The 20,215-nt window shown below is 69.1% G+C and carries 14 protein-coding genes and 1 pseudogene; 11 read left to right on the forward strand and 4 right to left on the reverse strand.

Annotated features, from left to right (window positions below; genetic code table 11):
- Positions 1-82: 82 nt before the first annotated feature.
- A complete protein-coding gene (locus FK531_RS15740) occupies positions 83-1,024 on the forward strand; it encodes an oxidoreductase (RefSeq protein WP_246098199.1) in 942 nt (313 codons plus the stop codon).
- Positions 1,025-1,072: 48 nt separating this feature from the next.
- On the opposite strand, the gene FK531_RS15745 is transcribed toward FK531_RS15740, so the two are convergent.
- Together FK531_RS15745 and FK531_RS15750 are read right to left on the reverse strand one after the other, a co-directional pair.
- Positions 1,073-1,525 (reverse strand): hypothetical protein, encoded by a 453-nt coding sequence (locus FK531_RS15745; protein WP_142100986.1) that lies wholly within the window; start codon positions 1,523-1,525, stop codon positions 1,073-1,075.
- A gap of 57 nt (positions 1,526-1,582) precedes the next feature.
- Positions 1,583-3,328 (reverse strand): acyl-CoA dehydrogenase family protein, encoded by a 1,746-nt coding sequence (locus tag FK531_RS15750; protein WP_435531057.1) that lies wholly within the window; start codon positions 3,326-3,328, stop codon positions 1,583-1,585.
- 245 nt (positions 3,329-3,573) lie between these two features.
- Between FK531_RS15750 and FK531_RS15755 the strand changes: the two genes are divergently transcribed.
- From FK531_RS15755 to FK531_RS15780, 6 genes and pseudogenes are all read left to right on the forward strand, one after another.
- A complete protein-coding gene (locus FK531_RS15755) occupies positions 3,574-4,530 on the forward strand; it encodes an oxygenase MpaB family protein (RefSeq protein ID WP_142100990.1) in 957 nt (318 codons plus the stop codon).
- Between the two features lie 41 nt (positions 4,531-4,571).
- Entirely contained in the window at positions 4,572-5,942 is a 1,371-nt protein-coding gene (locus tag FK531_RS15760; protein ID WP_142100992.1) for a cytochrome P450, read from the forward strand.
- Between the two features lie 61 nt (positions 5,943-6,003).
- A pseudogene (locus FK531_RS15765) lies at positions 6,004-6,600 on the forward strand (TetR/AcrR family transcriptional regulator); the annotation flags it as partial.
- A gap of 125 nt (positions 6,601-6,725) precedes the next feature.
- Entirely contained in the window at positions 6,726-8,345 is a 1,620-nt protein-coding gene (locus tag FK531_RS15770; RefSeq protein WP_142100996.1) for a succinic semialdehyde dehydrogenase, read from the forward strand.
- Positions 8,342-9,961: an AMP-binding protein gene (locus tag FK531_RS15775; RefSeq protein WP_142100998.1), complete on the forward strand. Its 1,620-nt coding sequence runs from the start codon at positions 8,342-8,344 to the stop codon at positions 9,959-9,961. The genes FK531_RS15770 and FK531_RS15775 overlap by 4 nt, the downstream gene beginning before the upstream one ends.
- Positions 9,958-10,779: an SDR family NAD(P)-dependent oxidoreductase gene (locus tag FK531_RS15780; protein WP_142100999.1), complete on the forward strand. Its 822-nt coding sequence runs from the start codon at positions 9,958-9,960 to the stop codon at positions 10,777-10,779. The genes FK531_RS15775 and FK531_RS15780 overlap by 4 nt, the downstream gene beginning before the upstream one ends.
- A 73-nt stretch (positions 10,780-10,852) precedes the next feature.
- Here the strand turns inward: FK531_RS15780 and FK531_RS15785 are convergent, their stop codons facing one another.
- Positions 10,853-12,613: a proline--tRNA ligase gene (locus FK531_RS15785; RefSeq protein WP_142101001.1), complete on the reverse strand. Its 1,761-nt coding sequence runs from the start codon at positions 12,611-12,613 to the stop codon at positions 10,853-10,855.
- 218 nt (positions 12,614-12,831) lie between these two features.
- On the opposite strand from FK531_RS15785, the gene FK531_RS15790 reads away from it, so the two are divergent.
- The 4 genes from FK531_RS15790 to FK531_RS15805 all read left to right on the forward strand — a co-directional run bounded on the left by FK531_RS15790 (position 12,832) and on the right by FK531_RS15805 (position 18,539).
- Positions 12,832-14,967 (forward strand): hypothetical protein, encoded by a 2,136-nt coding sequence (locus tag FK531_RS15790; RefSeq protein ID WP_142101003.1) that lies wholly within the window; start codon positions 12,832-12,834, stop codon positions 14,965-14,967.
- An 84-nt stretch (positions 14,968-15,051) separates the two neighbouring features.
- On the forward strand, positions 15,052-15,657 hold the full coding sequence (locus FK531_RS15795; RefSeq protein ID WP_246098201.1) for a hypothetical protein: 606 nt from the start codon (positions 15,052-15,054) through the stop codon (positions 15,655-15,657).
- A gap of 95 nt (positions 15,658-15,752) precedes the next feature.
- Positions 15,753-16,493: a peroxide stress protein YaaA gene (gene yaaA / locus FK531_RS15800; RefSeq protein ID WP_142101005.1), complete on the forward strand. Its 741-nt coding sequence runs from the start codon at positions 15,753-15,755 to the stop codon at positions 16,491-16,493.
- A 225-nt stretch (positions 16,494-16,718) separates the two neighbouring features.
- Positions 16,719-18,539, forward strand: a complete 1,821-nt coding sequence (locus FK531_RS15805) for a neocarzinostatin apoprotein domain-containing protein (protein WP_142101006.1) — start codon at positions 16,719-16,721, stop codon at positions 18,537-18,539.
- 189 nt (positions 18,540-18,728) lie between these two features.
- On the opposite strand, the gene FK531_RS15810 is transcribed toward FK531_RS15805, so the two are convergent.
- On the reverse strand, positions 18,729-20,189 hold the full coding sequence (locus tag FK531_RS15810) for an MFS transporter (protein WP_142101387.1): 1,461 nt from the start codon (positions 20,187-20,189) through the stop codon (positions 18,729-18,731).
- Positions 20,190-20,215: the final 26 nt, after the last annotated feature.

Below are 20,215 nucleotides of genomic sequence, written 5' to 3' on the forward strand. Positions count from 1 at the left end.
TGCCTCCTTGCACTGTGACGAACAACTCGTCGCTCGTCACCGACAGTATTTGCTGGACACCTGTTTATCAAGGTGTCCAGAAATGCCGCGAACAGACCGTCCGAGCGGAGCCGACGGCATGACCGGCACCGATCTCGTTGGCCGGACTGCGCTGGTCACCGGCGCGAACTCGGGCCTCGGCCTGGAGACTGCCCGCGTCATCGCGGCTCGGGGCGGCCACGTTCTGCTCGGCTGCCGCAACGCCGACCGCGCCGACCGGGCCCAGGCCGACATCCTCGACTCCACCCCGGACGCGTCGGTGTCCGTGGTCCGCCTCGACCTCGCCGACCTCACACAGGTCCGGGAGGCCGCGCAACTTCTGCACGACACCCACGGCCGGTTGGACCTGCTGATCGCGAACGCCGGCGTGATGACCTCGGCACGCACGGTGACCGCGGACGGCTTCGAGGCGGATCTCGGCACCAACTTCCTCGGACACTTCGCCCTGACCGGTCTGCTGCTCGACCTGCTCGACGCCGCCCCGGCGGCCCGCGTCGTCACCGTCGGAAGTGTCGCGCACCGGTTCGGCCGCATCCGGTTCGACGATCCGCAACTCGCGCAGCACTTCTCGGCATTTCGGGCGTACGCGCAGTCGAAGCTCGCGCAGGTGATGTGCTTCCTCGCCCTGGACCGACGGCTGCGGGCTTCGGGATCCCGGACGATCTCCGTCGGCGCCCATCCAGGCGGTAGCCGGACTGCGGTCCTACGGGACCAGTCGGCGTTCCTCCAGTGGGGGATGCGACGCGAGCGACTGACGCGGTTGCTGGTTCAGGAGCCGCGCCTCGGCGCCTTGCCGGCACTGCACGCCGCGACCGCGGGCGACGTCGCGGGCGGCGACTACTTCGGCCCCGGTGGCCCACTCGAACTGACCGGTCCGCCGAGCCCGGCGAGGATCTCCCGCCGGGCCCGGGACCACGCGACCCAGGACAGGCTCTGGGCAATGGCCGAGGAACTGACCGGGGTCCGCTACGGGCGCATCTCGTAGCGGTGACGTGCGACGACCCGATCCCGGGCTCGGCGTCGGCAGCGTCCGTCAGGAGACGACGAAGGTGCCGCGGCCCGGAACGTGCGGGAAGTTGGTGTCGATCCGCACCTCGATCCGCCCGAGCCCGGTCGGGGCGGTCAACGGCACCCACGGGCCGTCCGTCGGCGACAACGGCGTGTTGTCACCGAGCGGCACCGGAATCTGCGGGAAGGTTCCGCTCGCGCCGGTGTCGAGGTTCTGCCAGTGCACGGTGACGTCGACGCCGCAGTACACGCTCTGGAACGGGCTCGGCACGAACGTGAACTCCGGTCGCACCCAGATGGTCGGGTTCTGCCCACCGAAGAGCACCGCGGGGTCGTAGTGCGCGTCCACGGTCCCGACACAGCCGAGCGCCCCGCCGCCGAGCGTGTACGTGGGTGAGATCCCGACCGTGTCGGCCGACGACCCGGCCGAACACCCGGTCGACGCCGCGGCGGTGCCGCCCGTGAGTGACGCAGCCACCGCAACCGACACCACAACTGCACGAGTAAGTTTCATCGTCCCTGCCCCCAGCCGACGCTACGGCGTCATCTCGTACGCGCCATCGTAGGCGACCACCTGCTCCCACACCCGAGCGAACCGCTGCTCGTCGACCACCGGCTTGCGGATCGCGCCGAGCGCCCAGTCCTGCTGCGCCTGCGTGGACGACGACTTCCCGTGCAGGGCAACGGCGTAACCCGAGAAGTCACGCACCTGGAAGTCGAAGATCTGGTCGACGAGGTCGAGGCCCAGGCCGGTGTTCTCGGCCTGTTCGAGGATCAGTTGGCCGTACACGACGAGCGAGAACAGGTGGCCGACGTTGAGCATGAAGTCGAGGTCCTTCTGCTGCGCGGCATCCGGGGCGGCGGTGGTCAGCAGTTCCTTGAGGGCCTTCGCCTGCTCGTAGAAGCGGACCACGTTCGGCACGTCACCGAAGCGTTCGTAGACCTTGGTCCAGTCGTGGAAGCGAACCTTGGCCGCCCCGCGGGTGGGACCCTGATTCCAGAAGAACTCGTCGTCGGCGGCGTCACGCCGGGTGCCGACCTCGGGGTAGTCGGCGGGGTCGAACAGGTAGTTCGGCATGAACTTCAGGACGAGGCCGACATTGACGTGCACCGTGCCCTCGAGTTTGGGCAACGTCCCGATGTACTGCGCGGCCTCGCGGAAGTAGGTGTTCTTCTCGTAGCCCTTGGCTGCGATGACGTCGTGCAGCATGCCCACGACCCTCTCACCCTCCGAGGTGACCTTGGACTTGGTCATCGGATTGAACAGCAGGTACCGACGGTCGTCGAGGCCGGCGCTGCGGAAGTAGTCCACGGATCGGGCACTGAACTGCTTCATCGCGATCATGCGTGCGTAGGCGTCGACGAACGCGGCCCGCACGTGCGCGAAGTCGGTGACCGGGTTGCCGTAGAGAATGCGGTTGTGCGCGTGGGTGATCGCCTCGTAGAAGGCGTGCTCTGTCATACCGATCGAACCGGTGCAGAGGTTGAACTTGCCGACGTTGACGGTGTTGAGCGCGGCCTCGAATGCCTGGACACCGGTGTGCAGGATGTCCTCGTCGCGCACCGGGTAGTTCTCGAGCCGGAAGGTACTGACGTACATCTGGCCGCGCAGGACGTTGTCGACCAGGTGATAGGCGGGGTGCGAGCTGTCGGCGACGAAGAAGACGTAGCCGTCGGGGCCGTCGACGTCGGGGCGCCGGCCGAAGACCGAAACCATGCCTGCCACATTGCCGTTACCGATGTAGTACTTCTCCCCCGTCGCCCGGAACGCCACGGCGGAGTCGTCGGCGGATGCCGGGGTCAGCAGCATGTCCGTCGAGTACACGTCGGCGCCGTGCTCGCGTTCGGAGAGCCCGAAGGCCATGACACCGCCGTCGGACAGTTCGCGCGCGGCCCGCTCCTTCGCGAGGGTGTTGTCGCTCATCCAGATCGGCCCGAGCCCGAGGATGGTGACCTGCCAGGCGTACCAGTAGGCCAGGCCGTAGAAACCGAGGATCTCGCTGAGTGCCGCGTTGCGGGCGGCGTCCCAGCGCCGGTTCGGGTCGCCGCCGGCACACTCGGCGGGCGTCTGGAACGTCGCGAAGAGCTTCTCGTCGCGGACGAAGTCGAGGAAGTCGGAGACCCACTCCGCCTCCAGGTCGTCCTGCAGCAGGCGACGCTTACCGCGGTTCTCGAACCAGTCGATGGTCGCGCGCAGCAGACGCCGCGTTTCGGGGTCGAAGTCCTTGGGGTCGTAGGTGTTCGGGTTGAACAGCAGTCCAGCTTGATCCGTCACGGCCACGCCTTTCGTCGAAGTACCCCCTCAACTTACCAGCGAGTAACTTTCGCGTGAAGGGCTTGGCAACCAGGCACTCGTCCGGCGGAGCGCGCTGACGACCTCCACCGGAAATCGACATGAACCCTTGTGGAATCACCACGCCCGGCCTAGCCTCTGGAACAGAGACACAGTTTTGTTCCAATGTTCGCCGAGTTGTTTCGATCTCCATCGCCGGGTCGTGACCCGACGTGACGACCGGAGGGTTGCCCATGACGCCAGTGCCCGAGACCACCGACCGCGACGTTGCTGTACGGGTGGGATTCGACGAGGGCATCCGCGAAGCGCTGCCGATGCCGGTCGACGACGACGCCGCCGACCTGGTGGTCCCGCTCGGCCCGGACTCGCTGGTGTGGAAGTTCTACGGCGACGTTCGCGGACTGCTCGGATTCCAGCGGCTCGCCGGCACCGAGAACTGCATCGAGCAACTCGGCAAGGCCGTCGAGGACCACTCGGTGATCTTCGCCGACACACTCGGCCGCGCGAAGCGCAGCGGACCGCCGATCATGAAGACCGTCTACAGCGAGGATCCGCACGCGTGGGGCCGCACGATCCGGGACTTCCACAAGCCGATCAAGGGCACGATCGCCGACGGGTCGCGCTACCACGCCCTCAATCCGGAACTGTTCTACTGGGCGCACGCCACTTTCGTCGACCAGGTCCTCTACGTCACCGACACGTTCGTCCGCCGGCTGTCCGACGCCGAGAAGGAGCAGATCTTCGAGGAGAGCAAGGCCTGGTACCGGCTGTACGGCGTGAGTGACCGCAGCCAGCCACAGACCTACGCCGAGTTCGTCGAGTACTGGGACGGCATGCTCGACCGGTTCGTCGCGACGAAGACGATCGTGTACGCGACCGGGTACATCCGGAAGGGCATCCCGGGACCGCGCCGGATCCCGCGGCCGGTCTGGGCAGTCGTGTCCGCTCCCCTGAACGCCTTCACCCGGACCGTGGTCGTCGGCACCGTCCCACCGCAGATGCGCGAGGTGTGTGGCCTCGAATGGGATGCGAAGAAGGAGAAGCGGTTACAGCGCTTCGCTCGCGTGATGCGGGCACTGAACCCCGTATTCAACCGGCTGCCGATCAAGGCGCTGTACCTGCCGTGGGCGAGTGAGGCCTGGCAGCGGGTCGGCGTCGACCCGCGACGGCTGCACAACACTCCGGCCTGACCATCGAACGATCCGCGTCGACCGACAAACCAGGAGTTCCCATGCGTCGCAAGCAGTTGGCCACGGTTCCGGCGGGAAGTGGTCTCGAACCGATTCACGGAACCGGCGATCCGGGCGTGCTCGAAGTGCTCCGGTTCTTCCGGGATCCGATCACGATGGTCGCCAAGCGTCGCGCCTCGTACGGCGACATCACCTACATCAACTCGTTCGGCCTCAAGTTCGTGATCCCCCTGAACGCCGACGGGTGCGAGGCCGTCGCGATGAACCGGGAGAAGGCGTTCGCGAACGAGCCGGCGTGGGGATTCCTGATCGGGTCGTTCTTCCGTCGCGGCATCATGCTGATGGACTTCGAGGAACACCGGTACCACCGGCGAATCATGCAGCAGGCCTTCACCAACACCCACCTCAAGGGCTACCTGCAGGACATGCAGCCGATGCTCGCCGACCGGGTGGCCCACCTGCCGGTCGGCGACAACGTCGCCTCCAACGGCACCGCCGACGACGTGCGACTGCTCGACGAATTCAAGCAGGTGACTCTCGACCTGGCGCTGGAGATCTTCCTCGGCCTGGATCTGCCGCGCGCGGAGGCCGACCGGATCAACAAGGCGTTCGTCGACTGCGTCGGCGCCGGACTGTCGATCATCCGCAAGAACATCCCGGGCACCCGCTGGGCTCGCGGCCTGGCCGGTCGCAAGGTGCTCGAGGATTTCTTCTACGAGCACCTGCCGGCCAAACGCGCCACCGCGACCCCCGACCTGTTCTCGGTGCTGTGTCACGCCCAATCGGACGAGGGGCACACGTTCACCGACGAGGACGTCGTCAATCACATGATCTTCGTGCTGATGGCCGCGCACGACACCTCGACCATCACGCTGACCACGATGGCGTACTACATGGCCCGGTACCCGCAGTGGCAGGAGAAGGCCCGCGAGCAGTCGCGGACGCTGCCACCCGAGATCTCCTACGACACACTCGACGAGTTCACGGTCCTCGACCGGATCATGAAGGAGTCGTTGCGGTTGAACGCCCCGGTGCCCGGACTCCCTCGGCGCGCGATCGAGGACACCGAGATCTGCGGGCACTACATCCCCAAGGGCACCTACGTCGCCGCGATCGGCCTGGTCAATCACCACAACCCCGCGCTGTGGTCCGATCCCGAGCGCTTCGACCCCGACCGTTTCACCAAGGAACGCGCCGAGGACAAGGTCCACCGCTACGCCTGGATGCCGTTCGGTGGCGGAGTGCACAAGTGCATCGGCCTGTACTTCGCACAGATGGAGATCAAGACGATCATGCACAATCTGCTGCTGCGCTACGAATGGTCGGTACCGGAGGACTACCGCTGGGAACTCGACAACTCCACGCTGCCAGTGCCGAAGGACCGCCTCCCCGTGCGCATGCGCGCGCTGTAGGCGGACAGCGACGTGCGAGACAGACCAGGATCGCCCACCGAGCCGGCAGGCGGCGACCGATATGCTTCCCCTGATGCCCACCCCATCCGATCGCACCACGACGTCCTCGCCGCCGGAGACGGCGATGCTCGACGCGGCGCGGGAAGAGTTCGAGCGGTACGGGATCCGGCGCACCAACATGGACGACATCGCCCGCCGGGCGGGTATCTCGCGCAGCACTCTCTACCGCCGGTTCCCGAACAAGGACGCGCTTGTCGAGATGCTGGTGCTGCGGGAGTCGGCGATGTTCTTCGCCGACCTCGACCGGGTGGCGACGGATCTGGACCCGCAACGCGCGGTGGTCGAGTGCTTCACCCGCGGGGTGCGGCTCGCGCAGGAGATGCCGCTCGTCCGCCGGGTTCTCGAGAGCGAGCCGGAGATGTTCCTCGGGTTGACCACCCGCACGGGCGGTGCGCCGATCACCCAGGCGGCGACGCAGGTCGCGGGCTCGCTACGGCGCAGCGGGGTCACCATGTCCGACGAAGACCTGCAGGCGGTCTCGGAGATCCTGATCCGGATCGCGCTGTCTCTGATGCTCAATCCACAAGGGCAGCTGGATCTCTCGGATCCGGATGCGGTTCGGCAGTACGCCGAGCGGTACCTCGTCCGGCTGGTGTGGCGACCGGCGCCCGGCGCCGGTGATTCACCCGAACCCCACGATCCACCACCGACCCCACGCGGTCGACGGCCGGACCCCACTGGGGCCGTGCTCCCCCATCCCTCGCGAGTGAGGAGACAACGACTGTGACCTCCGTCCGTTCACCCGAGGTCGGCGATCCGCCTTCCGCCGACCACCCCCGTGCGGTCGATCCGGCTCTGATCCACACGCTCCGCACGCAACTTCCCCACACCGGCGCCCTGCGCCGGGCGGCGGCCCCGTTCACCGGGCAGCCGCTACCCGGTGTGCCCCAAGCGAATCCGGCTGCGGTTGCGGAGACTGCGCGGTCCGCGCGAGGGGCACAGGACTCGTGGGCACGGACCCCGATCCGGGAGCGTGAGGCAGTCGCGCGCCGCTTCGCGCGGGCCCTGATCGAGAACCACGACCTGCTCTGCGACCTGATGCAGTGGGAGACGGGCAAGGCACGGGTCCACGCCGCGATCGAGGTGCAGGGAGTGATCTCGGTGGCCTCCTACTACGGCCGCACCGGTGCCGAGCACTTGCGAGGGCGGCGCGCGCGCACCGCTGTTCCCGGGATCGTGTCCGCACGTGTCGGGTACCGACCGAAGGGCCTGGTCGGGGTGATCGCCCCGTGGAACTATCCGCTGTTCCTCGCCGTCGGCGACGTGATCCCGGCACTGGTCGCCGGCAACGCGGTGCTGAGCAAAGCGGATTCCCAGGCACCGTGGACGCTGCTGCTGGCACGCAAACTGGCGGTCGAAGCCGGTCTGCCGCCGGCCGTCTGGCAGGTGGTGGCGGGTTCCGGAGCCGAGATAGGTTCCGCGGTGATCGACGCCGTCGACTACCTGTGCTTCACCGGATCCACCGCAACGGGGCGTGCGATCGCGCGGCAGTGTGCGGACCGTCTGATCGGGGCGTCCCTCGAACTGGGCGGCAAGAACCCGATGATCGTGTGCGCGGACGCCGATGTCGACGCCGCCGCGACCGGGGCGGTCCAGGCCTGCTTCTCCAACGCGGGACAGATGTGCATCGGCGTCGAACGGATCTACGTCCACGAACGGGTGTACTCACAGTTCGTCGACGCCTTCGTCGGCCGTACCCGCCGGCTGCGACTCGGATCCGACTACACGTACGCCACCGACATGGGATCGCTCACGTCGCGTCGCCAACTCGAGACCACCACCGCGCACGTCGAGGACGCCGTCGCCAAGGGCGCGACAGTGCTCACCGGCGGGCGCCCCCGTCCGGACGTCGGGCCGCTGTTCCACGACCCGACCGTGCTCGCCGACGTCACCGCCGCCATGACCGTGTACGCCGAGGAGACATTCGGCCCGGTGGTGTCGGTGTACCGGGTGGCCTCCGAGGACGAGGCCGTCCGGCTCGCGAACGAAGGCGAGTACGGCCTGAGCGCAAGCGTGTGGACGAAGGATCTGGGCCGGGGCCGGGCGCTCGCGCGGCTAATCGTCGCGGGAGCGGTCAACGTCAACGACGGGTACCTGTCGGCGATCGCCGCGCTCGGCGCTCCGATGGGCGGCATGCGATCCAGTGGGGTCGGGCGCAGGCACGGCCGCGAGGGGATCGTCCGCTACACCGAGTCGCAGACCGTCACCACCCAGCGCGTCCCGACTCCCTACCCCGACCGGATGCGTGCGGGACTGTTGCGCGTCATGAACTCGACCACCCGGCTGAAACTCGCACTTCCCAGTAGATTCTTTATGCCGCAACCGTTCCGAGGACGCCGATGACCGCCCGCACGCTGCTGCACCGAGCCCGCAACGAAGCGATCGCCGCCCGCACTCTCAGGCGGGCGGGCATGATCCGCGGCACACCCCGGGCACTGGTCGTCGGTGTCGCAGCGGTGGCACGCCTCGGCCCGTTCGGCGGCCTTCCCGCGTACTGCACCGCGGTGCATCGGGGTGCGGTCGCGATCGTCGACGACCGTGGCGCCGTCACGTTCGACGAGTTCGCCGCCCGAACCCATCGCCTGGCGAACGCGCTGCGTGCCGCGTTGTCCTCGGAAGGGACCCAGCCGAGTATCGGGATCCTGTGCCGCAACCACGCCGATGCGCTGGTGACGCTGTGCGCGGCGGCCGCCGCCGGCGCTCGGGTCGTCCTGCTCGGGGCGGATTTCGGGCCGACGCAGGTCGAGGTGGTCGCGGCCCGGGAACGTCTCGACGCGATCGTCTACGACCAGGAGTTCGCCGCGGCGGTCGCCGGTTTCGACGGTCGCCGGTGGTGTGCGTGGTACGACGGCGCGATCCCCCCGGATGCGCTGGAGCGGTTGGTCGAGCAGGGCGCGGCCACTGCACCGCCGCGCCCCGAGCACGCCGCTTCGTTAGTGATCCTCACCAGCGGATCCAGCGGGATGCCCAAGGGAGCGCCGCGTGCCGAACCGCGCACCCTGATGCTCACCGCCGGCCTGCTCGAACGTATTCCCCTGCGCGGCGGCGAGCGAGTGCTGTTGTCCGCGCCCGTGTTCCACGGCTGGGGCCTGCTCGTCGCGATGCTCACCCTGATGCTGGGTTCGACGCTGGTGCTGCATCGACGGTTCGACGCGACACGGGCCCTGACCGCCCTCACCCAGCAGCGGTGCGCCGCATTCATAGCGGTGCCGACGATGATCCGTCGGATGCTCGACCTCGGGGATGCTGTCGACGCCGCCGACCTGTCGGCGCTGCGCATCGTCGCCAGCGGCGGCGCTCGACTGGAAGGCGCCCTCGTCACCCACGCGGCGGACGTGTTCGGACCGGTGCTGCACAACCTATACGGGTCGACGGAGGCCGCCTACATCAGCATTGCGACCCCCACGGACCTCGCCGACGCACCGGACTGTGCGGGACGACCGACGCTGGGCACGGTCGTGCGGATCGCCGACGGACGCGGACGCTCGGAGCCGGTCGGTATCGAGGGCCGCATCCTGGTGCGCACCCCCGCGCAGATCGAGGCCTACACCGACGGCACCACCCGTAGCGGCGCCGACGGGTTCCTCGACACCGGCGACCGCGGGCACCTCGACGCTCGCGGACGACTGCACGTGTCCGGTCGCTCCGACTCGATGATCGTCTCGGGCGGCGAGAACGTCTTCCCGGAGGAGGTCGAACTCGTGCTGTTGACGCACCCGGCGATCGCGGACGCCGCCGTGACGCCCGTCGACGACGAGGAGTTCGGACAGCGATTGCGCGCCTACGTCGTTCGCGGCACCGGATCGCTCGACGAGGGCGCCGTGCGCGCGCACGTGGCGGCCGAACTTCCACGGTCCAGGATGCCCCGCGACATCGTGTTCGTGGACGCACTCCCGCGCGGCGCGTCCGGAAAGGTACTGCGCCACACCCTCGACGAGTTGAAGGAGAGCCACGCGTGAAGGGAATCGAACTGACCGGGCGGGTCGCGGTGGTCACCGGCGGAGCCCGCGGCATCGGTCGCGCCACCGCCGCGGCTCTGACCGCCGCCGGCGCGCGGGTCGCGGTCGGCGACGTGGACGCCCCGCAGGCGTCGGCGACGGCGATCGACCTCGACGTCCTCGGAATCCATTTGGACGTCACCGATCCGGAGTCGGTGGAGGCGTTCCTCGATGAGGTCGAGTCGACGCTCGGTCCGGTCAAGGTGTGGATCAACAACGCGGGCATCATGCCGATCGGCCCGGTCCTCGACCAGGACGACGCCCTCGTCCGTCGCGCGGTCGACGTCAACGTCCTCGGGGTGATGAACGGTGCGCGCGCCGCAGCACGGCGCATGGTCGCGGGCGGCGGCGGACGGATCGTGAACGTCGCGTCGATCGCCGGGCGCATGCCCGCGCCGGGGATGGCCGTCTACAGCGGTACGAAGTTCGCGGTGGTCGGATTCGGGGAAGCGCTCGACGCCGAACTCGCCGACCGTGGGGTGCGGGTCTCGACTGTCCTGCCCTCGTTCACGAACACCGACCTGATCGCCGGCACCACGCCGGGTCCGCTGACCCGCCCGATCCCGCCCGAGCAGGTCGCCGCCACAGTGGTTTCCGTACTGCGCCGCGGCCGACGTCACGCCGTGGTGCCGGGCCGACTGTCAACGGGAAGTGCCGTGTGGCAACTGTTCCCGCGGCCCGCCGCGAAGGTGATGCGCCGCTGGATCGGACTCGACCGGGTGTTCCTCGACGTCGGTGACGACCGGACGGCATACGAACAGCGGATCGCCCCCGACTGAGGCACCAACGGCGCCCGTGCGCGATTTTCACCCCGATCGGGGTGAAAATCGCGCACGGTTCACGCGGCGCGGCTCAGCCGCGAACGATGGCGAGGACCTCGTCGAGAGCCGTCTCGGCGGGCACCTCGCGGGACTCGCCGGTGAAGCGGTCACGGAGTTCGACGTTGCCGTCCGCGTAGCCGCGGCCGACCACGACCACGAGCGGGACGCCGAGTAGCTCGGAGTCCTTGAACTTCACGCCCGGCGAGGCCTTGCGGTCGTCGAGGATCACCGACAGGCCGGCCTTGTCCAGCTGCGCGGCCAGGGCCTCGGCGCCCTCGCGGGCGGCGTCGTCCTTGTTGGCGATGACGAGGTGCACATTCGCCGGCGACACCTCGGCAGGCCACCGCAGCCCCTTGTCGTCGTGCTGCTGCTCGGCGATCACCGCGACGAGGCGCGAGACGCCGATGCCGTAGGAACCCATGGTCGGGCGAACCGGCTTGCCGTTCTCGCCGAGCACGTTCACCTCGAACGCGTCGGTGTACTTGCGACCCAGCTGGAACACGTGACCCACCTCGATGCCGCGGGCAGCAACCAGCGGTCCGGCTCCGTCGGGCGACGGGTCGCCGTCGCGCACCTCGGCGGCCTCGATGGTGCCGTCCGGGGTGAAGTCGCGTCCGGCGACGAGGCCGACGACATGCTTGCCCTCCTCGTCGGCACCGGTGATCCAGCTGGTGCCGTCGACCACCCGCGGGTCGACCAGGTAGCGAACACCGTTGGACTGCAGCGCCTTCGGGCCGATGTAGCCCTTGACGAGGAACGGGTTGTTCTTGAAGTCCGTCTCGGTGACGAGCACGTACTCGGCCGGCTCGAGCGCGGCCTCGAGCCGCTTCTCGTCGACCTCGCGGTCGCCTGGGATGCCGATGGCGAGCAGCTCCCATTCGCCGCCGGGTACCCGGGTCTTGACCACGATGTTCTTCAGGGTGTCGGCCCCCGTCACGGTGTGTCCGACCTTCTCGGCGACGCCGGTGGTGGCGTTCGCCCAGCCGACGAGCGAGTCGATGGTCGGGGTGTCCGGGGTGTCGTAGACCGTCGCCTCGGACTGTCCCTCGATCGGCAGCGCAGCAGGAGCCAGCGTCTTCACCGCTTCGACGTTCGCGGCGTAGCCGGACTCGAGGCAGCGAACGTAGGTGTCCTCGCCGATCTCGGACTCGGCCAGGAACTCCTCGGACGCCGAGCCGCCCATCGCACCGGACGTCGCGGACACGATGACGTACTTGACGCCGAGCCTGGCCAGGATGCGCTCGTAGGCGTCGCGGTGCGCCTGGTAGGAGGCGGCCAGGCCCTCGTCGGTGAGATCGAAGGAGTAGGAGTCCTTCATCACGAACTCGCGTCCGCGCAGGATGCCGGCGCGCGGGCGCTCCTCGTCGCGGTACTTGGTCTGCACCTGGTACAGGGTGACCGGGAAGTCCTTGTACGAGTTGTACTCGCCCTTCACGGTGAGAGCGAACAGCTCCTCGTGGGTGGGGCCGAGCATGTAGTCGTTGCCCTTGCGGTCCTTGAGGCGGAACAGGCCCGCGCCGTATTCGGTCCACCGGTTCGACGTCTCGTACGGCTCGCGAGGAAGCAGCGCGGGCAGCAGGATCTCCTGCGCGCCAATCGCATTCATCTCCTCGCGAACGACGCGCTCGACCTCGCGCAGCACCCGCAGGCCCAGCGGCAGCCAGGAGTAGACGCCCGGGGCGATACGGCGGACGTAGCCGGCACGGACGAGCAGCTTGTGGCTGGCGACCTCGGCGTCGGCCGGATCGTCACGAAGCGTGCGCAGGAACAGCTGAGACAGGCGGGTGATCACGACCGATGAGCCTAGTCGGTCGAGCGCGCGAGACCGAGGTCGGCACAGCGGTCGAGCGCGCGAGACCGAGGTCGGCACAGCGGTCGAGCGCGCGAGACCCGCCCGAAACTACCAGAACGGACATAGTTTAGCCTCCCCTTGCTAACCATAGGCTAACCTTCATCGCAATTTGCTTGTTTGCCGTGCCGCGGATGCGGCCGTGACCAGGAAGTAGACACATGCGCACGTTGAGCAGGGCGGCTATCGCAGTCACGGCGGTCGCCGTTGCGTGGGCGACGCCGGTGGGGGTCGCGGGAGCCGTCTCCGGCACGCCGAGCACATCGGTGTCGAAGACGACCAACCTTCGCGCCGACGGCGAGACCATCACCGTCTCGGGCAGCGGATTCTCCGCCGACGGCCCCGGGATCTACGTCGGACTCGTTCAGGACAACCGGTTCACCACCGCCGACGCCGGCGCGTGGATCTCGAGCGCGTTCGTCCGTCCGGACGCGATCACCGGCGGCTCCTGGTCGACGTCACTCGACGTGACTGCAGTGGCCGGGGGCTCCGACTGCACGAGGAACAGCTGCTCGATCTACACCGTCGCCGCCCACGGCTCGTCGGACCGGTCGCAGGACACCAGGGTGCCGGTGGCCTTCGCCGCGCCTCCGGTCGTCACCACACCGCCGACCACGACGACGCAGCCGCCGGTCACGACGACACAGCCTCCGGTCACCACGACCACCCCACCGCCGACCACCACGACACAGCCTCCGGTCACCACGACCACAACCACGAAACCTCCGACCACCACCACCAAGCCGGTGACGACCACAACCTCGAAACCGCCCGTCACCACCACGACCAAGCCGACGACGACGACCACGACTCCGCCGACCACCACGACGAATCCGCCGAGCACGACGACAGCGCCGACCACCACAGCGCCGAGCACGACGACACCGACTCCGGCCCCCGACAACGGGCCGACCGTCAACGCCGATCGCACGAGTGGACTCAACCCGGCCGGCGACACGATCACCGTCAGCGGCCAACGGTTCTCGACCTCGGGCACCGGCATCTACATCGGTGTCGCGCAGATGAGCCGGTACTCGACGACCGACGCGTCCGTCTTCCAGGACGCGAAGTTCGTCAAACCGGCGGACATGCCGGGCGGGTCCTGGTCGACGACCCTCAACGTGTCGTCCACCTTCGCCGGCAGCGACTGCATGGCCAACGCCTGCGCTGTCTACACCCTCGCCGCTCACGGCTCGTCCGATCGCAGCCAGGACACCGTCACCCGCATCACGTTCGCCGGCGCTCCGACCCCCGCGGAGCCACCGGCGTCGAGCGGCGCGAAAGGGAACGGCGGTACGGCAGGCGGCACGAACAGCGGCGGCGCGAACAGCGGTACCGGAGTCGGGGCGGTGACGACCAACAGCGCGCTGTCGGTCTCGCTGTCGAAGGCGTCGGAGCTCGATCCCGCCGGCGAGTCGGTCACCATCTCCGGCTCCGGATTCTCAGGGGCGGCGCCGGGCCTCTACGTCGGCATGGTCCAGGACAACGTGTTCTCGAACTCCGACGCATCGGTCTGGATGACCACCGCCTTCCTGAAACCGGACGCGATCCCGGGCGGAAGCTGGTCGATCACGATGCAGCTTCCGTCGGTGGTGGGTGCCTACGACTGCGTCCGCAACGCCTGCTCGATCTACACGGTCGCCGCACACGGGTCGAGCGACCGCAGCCAGGACTCGAAGACGCCAGTGAGTTTCGTCGGCGGCGTCGCACCGGGCACCGTCACCGCACCACCCGCCACGGCGGCGTCCGGTGACGCAGCGAAGACGGTGGCCGTCACCCTGTCGAAGGCACGCGGCCTGAAGGTCGAGGGCGAGACGATCACCGTCTCGGGCACCGGATTCGCCGCCACCGGCCCGGGCATTTACGTGGGCCTGATCCAGGACGACAAGTTCTCCACGACCGACGCGAGCGCGTGGATGACCACCGCATTCATCACGCCGAACAAGATCGAGAACGGGGCGTGGACGACCGAGATGGAGGTGGCGGCAGTCAAGGGCGACTCGGACTGCACGAAGAACTCCTGTGCGATCTACACGATCGCCGCGCACGGGTCGAGCGACCGCAGCCAGGACACGAAGTCGCCGGTGAGCTTCGGCGACGACCTCGAGGCCGACGCCGCGAGCGCGGCAGTCGGCGCCGGCAGTGGCACGAGCGGTTCGCCGTCGGCGGCCCTGCGCAGCCTGGACAGCTCGCTCGGCGGGCACGCCACCTGGATCCTCCCACTGCTGGTCGGCGGGGGTCTCGGCGCCGGCATCGCGGTCGCGACGACTGCGGCACTCCGGCGGCGCCAAAGTTAGGGCTTGCTAATTTAGGCTAGCTTTGCCTAAGTTGTACCTCGGCTTTGAATCCATCCTGTTCCACACACGAAGGAAAGTAGGACAATGCGCTCGTTCCACAAGGTCGCCGTCACGGCCGCCGCCGCCGCTCTCATCTCGGCCCTTCCCACCGGGATCGCCACGGCGGGAACGCCGATCAACCTCGACCTCGGATCGACGGCGAGCATCAACACCGACATCTCCGCGGCCGGTGCCGACCTGCTGGCCCTTCTCCCGGCCGACGTGCTCGCCGGGCTCGACACCGGATCGCTGGGGAGCCTCAACCCGAGCACGCCGGGCGAGACCCCGGACCCCGAGCCCGAGCAGCCGGCCGGGCCGACCGTGACCCTGTCGAAGAAGACCGCCATCGCTGCCGCGGGCGAGTCCATCACCATCTCGGGCGCCGGCTTCTCCGGCGCGGGCGCCGGCCTCTACGTCGGCCTCGCCCAGGACGACAAGTTCTCCACCACCGACGCCTCCGCATGGATGACCACCAAGTGGCTCAAGGCCACCGACATCGTCGACGGCGCCTGGAGTGCCACCGTCGACGTCGCCGCCATCGCCGGCACCTCCGACTGCCTGAAGAACACCTGCTCGATCTACACCGTCGCCGCCCACGGCTCCCCCGACCGCACCCAGGACACCAAGACCCCGGTGACCTTCGCGGGCTGATCCTCCGCTCGACACCGTCCGGCCTTCGCTGCTCGTCAGCGGAGGCCGGACCTGTCTCTCCGCGCCGGACCGCATCCCCGGTACCGTTACCGCCCGTGCTGGTACTGCTGCCCCCGTCCGAGACGAAGTCCGAGGGCGGCAAGGGCGCCCCGCTGGACCTCGGCGAACTGTCGTTGCCCAAGCTCACGGCGACGCGCGAACTGCTGGTGAACACGCTCGTCGACCTCGCCGCCGACGAGGAGGCGTCGAGCCTCGCGCTGGGGCTCAGCGCCGGGCAGTCCGACGAGATCGCCCGCAACGCCGCACTGTGGACGTCTCCCACCCGGCCCGCACTCGAGCGCTACACCGGCGTGCTGTTCGACGCCCTCGACGCGAAGTCCTTCACCCGCGCTCAGAAGGCGAAGGCACTGTCGCGACTGGCGATCGGGTCGGCGCTGTTCGGTGTCGTCCGAGCAGGCGACCCGATACCCGCGTACCGACTGTCGGGCGGGTCGAAACTGCCCGGGATGGGTACGCTGCAGTCGCTGTGGAAGCCGGAGCTCACGCCCGCGCTCGAAGCGGAGAACGAGGGCCTCGTGGTGGACCTACGCTCGGGCATCTACCAGCAGCTCGGACCGGTGGCCGGTGCGGTGACTGCGACCGTCCTCACCGAGAAGCCCGACGGCAGCCGGTCTGTGGTCAGCCACTTCAACAAGCACCACAAGGGACTGCTGGCGCGCGCGCTCGTCGTCTCCCGCGCCGAGCCGTCGGACGTGAGGGGCGTCGCGCGGGTCGCGGCGAAGGCGGGCCTGACCGTCGAGATCGCCTCTCCGACCGAGCTGGTCGTCCTCACCTAGGGACGAGCGTCACCTCGAGCTGAGCGAAATCACCGCGCAGTCGCCGGCCCGGTCCGGGCAGGTGGTGATGCCGAAAGATCAGCGACGACGGCACGCCCTGCGCGCCCGCCCTCACCGCGGACGCAGTCGAGGGAGCCGCCTGAACGCCCGTCCAGTACATAGGTTAGCCTCACCTTTTGTTCGTATCGTGGGTGTCGCCTCGGCGGCCGGAACCAGGGAGTTGCAATGCGGGTGTTCGGTCGGGTGGCGGTCGCGACCGCCGTGGTCGCGATGTCGGCAGCGATGCCGCTCGGTGTCGCCCAGGCGCAGGAAATCCCGTTCGGGTCGTCGAGCGGTGGCGTCTCGATCGGCCCCGTCGACGTCGACTTCGGTCCCGGTACCGGCGCGCTGACACTGTCCCGGAGCACCGGTCTCGGCACTGGTGACGCGGTCACCGTGTCCGGCACCGGGTTCAAGCCGAACACCCCGCTGTACCTGGCGCAGACCGTCGCCAAGCCCGCGATCGGTTTCCCCACCACCTACGGCCAGGAGTCGAAGGTCACCACCGACGCCGCAGGCGCCTTCACGGTCGACGTCGAGGTCGCGCGGACCTTCAAGGGCGTCGACTGCCTCCGCACCGACTGCTTCGTCGCGACGTTCGCCGCGTTCCCGTCGATCTTCACCGACCGCAGCCAGGACGTGTGGAATCCGATCTCGTTCGCCTCGGACGCGGAGGTCGCAGCCGAGGGCTCGGGCGCGGCGCCGGGTTCGGGAGGTCCAGTGACCACAGTCGCCAAGACGAGCGGCATCAGCGCGGCCGGCAAGACGATCCGCATCTCCGGCACCGGCTTCTCCGCGGCAGGCGCCGGCATCTACGTGGGCCTCGCCGAGACCGCCAAGTACAACCCGATGAACGCGGACTCGTTCGCCGCCACCGTGTACGTGCGCAGCTCCGAGATCACCGGCGGAGCGTGGACCGTCGACCTGCCGGTGCAGGCGCGGGTCGGCGACACCGACTGCCTGGCCCGGCCGTGCGCGATCTACACGCTCGCCGCGCACGGGTCCGCCGACCGCAGCCAGGACACGGTCACGGCGGTGACCTTCGACTCGGCCGGTGCGCCTGCCGTCACGCCGACGGCCACCCCGACACCGGCCGGGACTCCGGTCGTGTCGGCCTCGCGCACCGCCAGACTCGACGCGGCGGGCGACACCGTCACCGTGTCCGGTACCGGATTCTCGACCGGCGGCCCCGGCATCTACGTCGGCGTCGCGCAGTCGGACCGTTTCTCGACCACAGACGCGTCGGCATTCCAGGACGCCAAGTACATCCGCACGTCCGACATGTCCGGTGGCGCGTGGTCGACGACGCTGAACGTGACCGGCGCGTTCGGCGACAGCGACTGCACCCGCAACGCGTGCGCGATCTACACCCTCGCGGCGCATGGCTCCGCCGACCGCAGCCAGGACACCGCGACACCGATCACCTTCGTCGGGACCGCCGCACCCACGACCGCCAAGGCTCCCGCGCCCGCAGGCACCGCCGCGGTGTCGGCGTCCAAGTCGGAGGGCATCTCCGCGGCCGGCGAGAAGGTCACCGTCACCGGCACCGGATTCTCCGGGGCGGGCGCAGGCATCTACGTCGGGCTGATCCAGGACGACCACTACTCGGCCACCGACGCGTCCGCGTGGATGACGACGGCGTACCTGACGCCGGACAAGATCGTCGACGGGCGTTGGTCGACCGAGCTGGAGCTCACTGCCGTGCACGGCGATTCGGATTGCACCCGCAACGCCTGCTCGATCTACACGGTCGCCGCGCACGGCTCCGCGGACCGTAGCCAGGACACCCGCACCCCGGTGACCTTCGGCGTCGCTCCGGCAGCGGCGACGACCTCCCCTGTGCCGACCACCACTTCCTCGCCCGACGTCGTCACGCTCGCGGACACGCAGGCCGCGACCGGGAGCGACGACGACAGCGACTCCACCGCCCTCATCGTCGTCGGGGTCGCGGCGGTGGTCGTCGCAGCCGTGGGCGGCGGCGCCTACGCCCTCCGCCGCCGCAGCTAGGCACTTCGTGCCCGTGCGCGCTGTTCACCCCGACTGGGGTAAACGGCGCGCACGGTAGTGCGGCCAGCCAGGGGTCCACCGACTCGGACTCGAGCGCTGGCACCGCAGTGCTCTCACATTCCGTGGCCGATCCGGCAGATTTCACGCATTGCGGCCACAGAGTGTGAGAGAAATCCGGGGCTGGCCCGCCTAACCCTCCTGGGCCGCCTTCTCCGCGGCTTGAGCCTGCGCGACCTGTTGCGGGGTGAACCGGATGAACAGGGCGGCGACACCGGCGATGGCCGCGCACACCGCGCTGCCGACGAGGGCGAAGGTGTAGCCCTCGCCGAGCGCGACGAGCTGCGCCGGATTCATCTCGGCGACCGCGCCCTTCACCCCGCCGAGGGACAGCGTCTTGGAGGTGGCCATCGCGCCGACCACCGCGAGCGCGAGCGGGCCGCCGAGGGTCTGGGCGACCTGCGCGATCGCGGCCAGCGGACCGATCTCGGACGGTCCGACGCCGGCGATGGCGCACAGCGGGAGCGGGACCACCGCAAGCCCGACACCGAAGCCGATGCCGATCACCGGGACGAACAGGTTGCCCCAGTAGGTCGCGGAGCTGTCGAGCGTCGAGCCGTACAGCAACCCGACCACCATGACCGCTGCGCCCGCGAGCACCAACCACCGCGGCTGGATCCGCACCACCAGCTTCGACGCGACCGCGGCCGCACCACCGAGACCGAACGCGAAAGGGATGAACGCCATGCCGGCCCGCAGCGGGCTGTAGCCGAGGATGTCCTGCACGAACAGCGCCACGTATGCGGCGACGCAGAACATGACCGCGCCGGCGAAGAAGATTGCGACGAAGGTGGCCACCCGGTTGCGGTCCTGGAAGAGCGAGAACGGCAGCAGCGGGTTGTCGGCCTGTCGCTCGACGAGCAGGAACGCCACCAGCAGCACGACACCGGCGATCGCGGCCCCGATCACCGCGGCGCTGGTCCACCCCAGCTCCGGGCCCTCGCTCATCGCGAACACGATCCCGGTGCAGCCCAACGTGGCGAGCACGGCGCCGGGTACGTCGAGGGTGAGTCGCTCGCTCGCCGTCTCCCGCAGTGCCACGAACGCGCAGGCCACGATGACGGCGCCGATCGGCACGTTGATCAGGAAGATCAGCCGCCAGGACACCTCGGTGAGCGCGCCTCCGATGATCAGGCCCGCGATGGACCCGATACCCGTCATGGCCGCGAAGATCGCGATCGCCTGGTTGCGTGCGGGCCCCGCTGCGAAGGTCGTGGCGACCAGTGCGAGCGCGGTCGGCGACGCGACCGCGGCGCCGACGCCCTGCAGGAATCGCGCCGCGACGAGGGTGAACTCGTTGAACGCCAGGCCGCACGCCAGGGAGGCGAGCGTGAAGAGGGCGACGCCGCTGATGAACATCTTCTTGCGTCCGAACGCGTCACCGAGGCGACCGCCGAGGAGCATCAGTCCACCGAACGCGAGCGCGTACGAGGTGAGCACCCAGTTGCGGCCGCTGTCGCTGAGACCGAGGTCCTGCTGCAGGGGCGCGAGCGCAAGGTTGGCGACGGTCCCGTCGAGCACCACCATCATCTGCAGACCACTGAGGACGACGATCGCGAGGCCGAGCACCCGCGTCGCGACGGGGGCGTTCACGGGGTGCGCCGCGGCGGCTTCGGGGG

The organism is Rhodococcus spelaei (genome assembly GCF_006704125.1).
Taxonomy (GTDB): Bacteria; Actinomycetota; Actinomycetes; order Mycobacteriales; family Mycobacteriaceae; genus Rhodococcus_G; species Rhodococcus_G spelaei.

What these genes read in the sequence shown, in the direction of transcription:
- FK531_RS15805 (WP_142101006.1), top strand. Translation starts at nt 16,719, where the DNA reads ATGCGGGTGTTCGGTCGGGTGGCGGTCGCGACCGCCGTGGTCGCGATG.
- FK531_RS15795 (WP_246098201.1), top strand. Translation starts at nt 15,052, where the DNA reads ATGCGCTCGTTCCACAAGGTCGCCGTCACGGCCGCCGCCGCCGCTCTC.
- FK531_RS15740 (WP_246098199.1), top strand. Translation starts at nt 83, where the DNA reads ATGCCGCGAACAGACCGTCCGAGCGGAGCCGACGGCATGACCGGCACC.
- FK531_RS15775 (WP_142100998.1), top strand. Translation starts at nt 8,342, where the DNA reads ATGACCGCCCGCACGCTGCTGCACCGAGCCCGCAACGAAGCGATCGCC.
- FK531_RS15760 (WP_142100992.1), top strand. Translation starts at nt 4,572, where the DNA reads ATGCGTCGCAAGCAGTTGGCCACGGTTCCGGCGGGAAGTGGTCTCGAA.
- FK531_RS15755 (WP_142100990.1), top strand. Translation starts at nt 3,574, where the DNA reads ATGACGCCAGTGCCCGAGACCACCGACCGCGACGTTGCTGTACGGGTG.
- FK531_RS15790 (WP_142101003.1), top strand. Translation starts at nt 12,832, where the DNA reads ATGCGCACGTTGAGCAGGGCGGCTATCGCAGTCACGGCGGTCGCCGTT.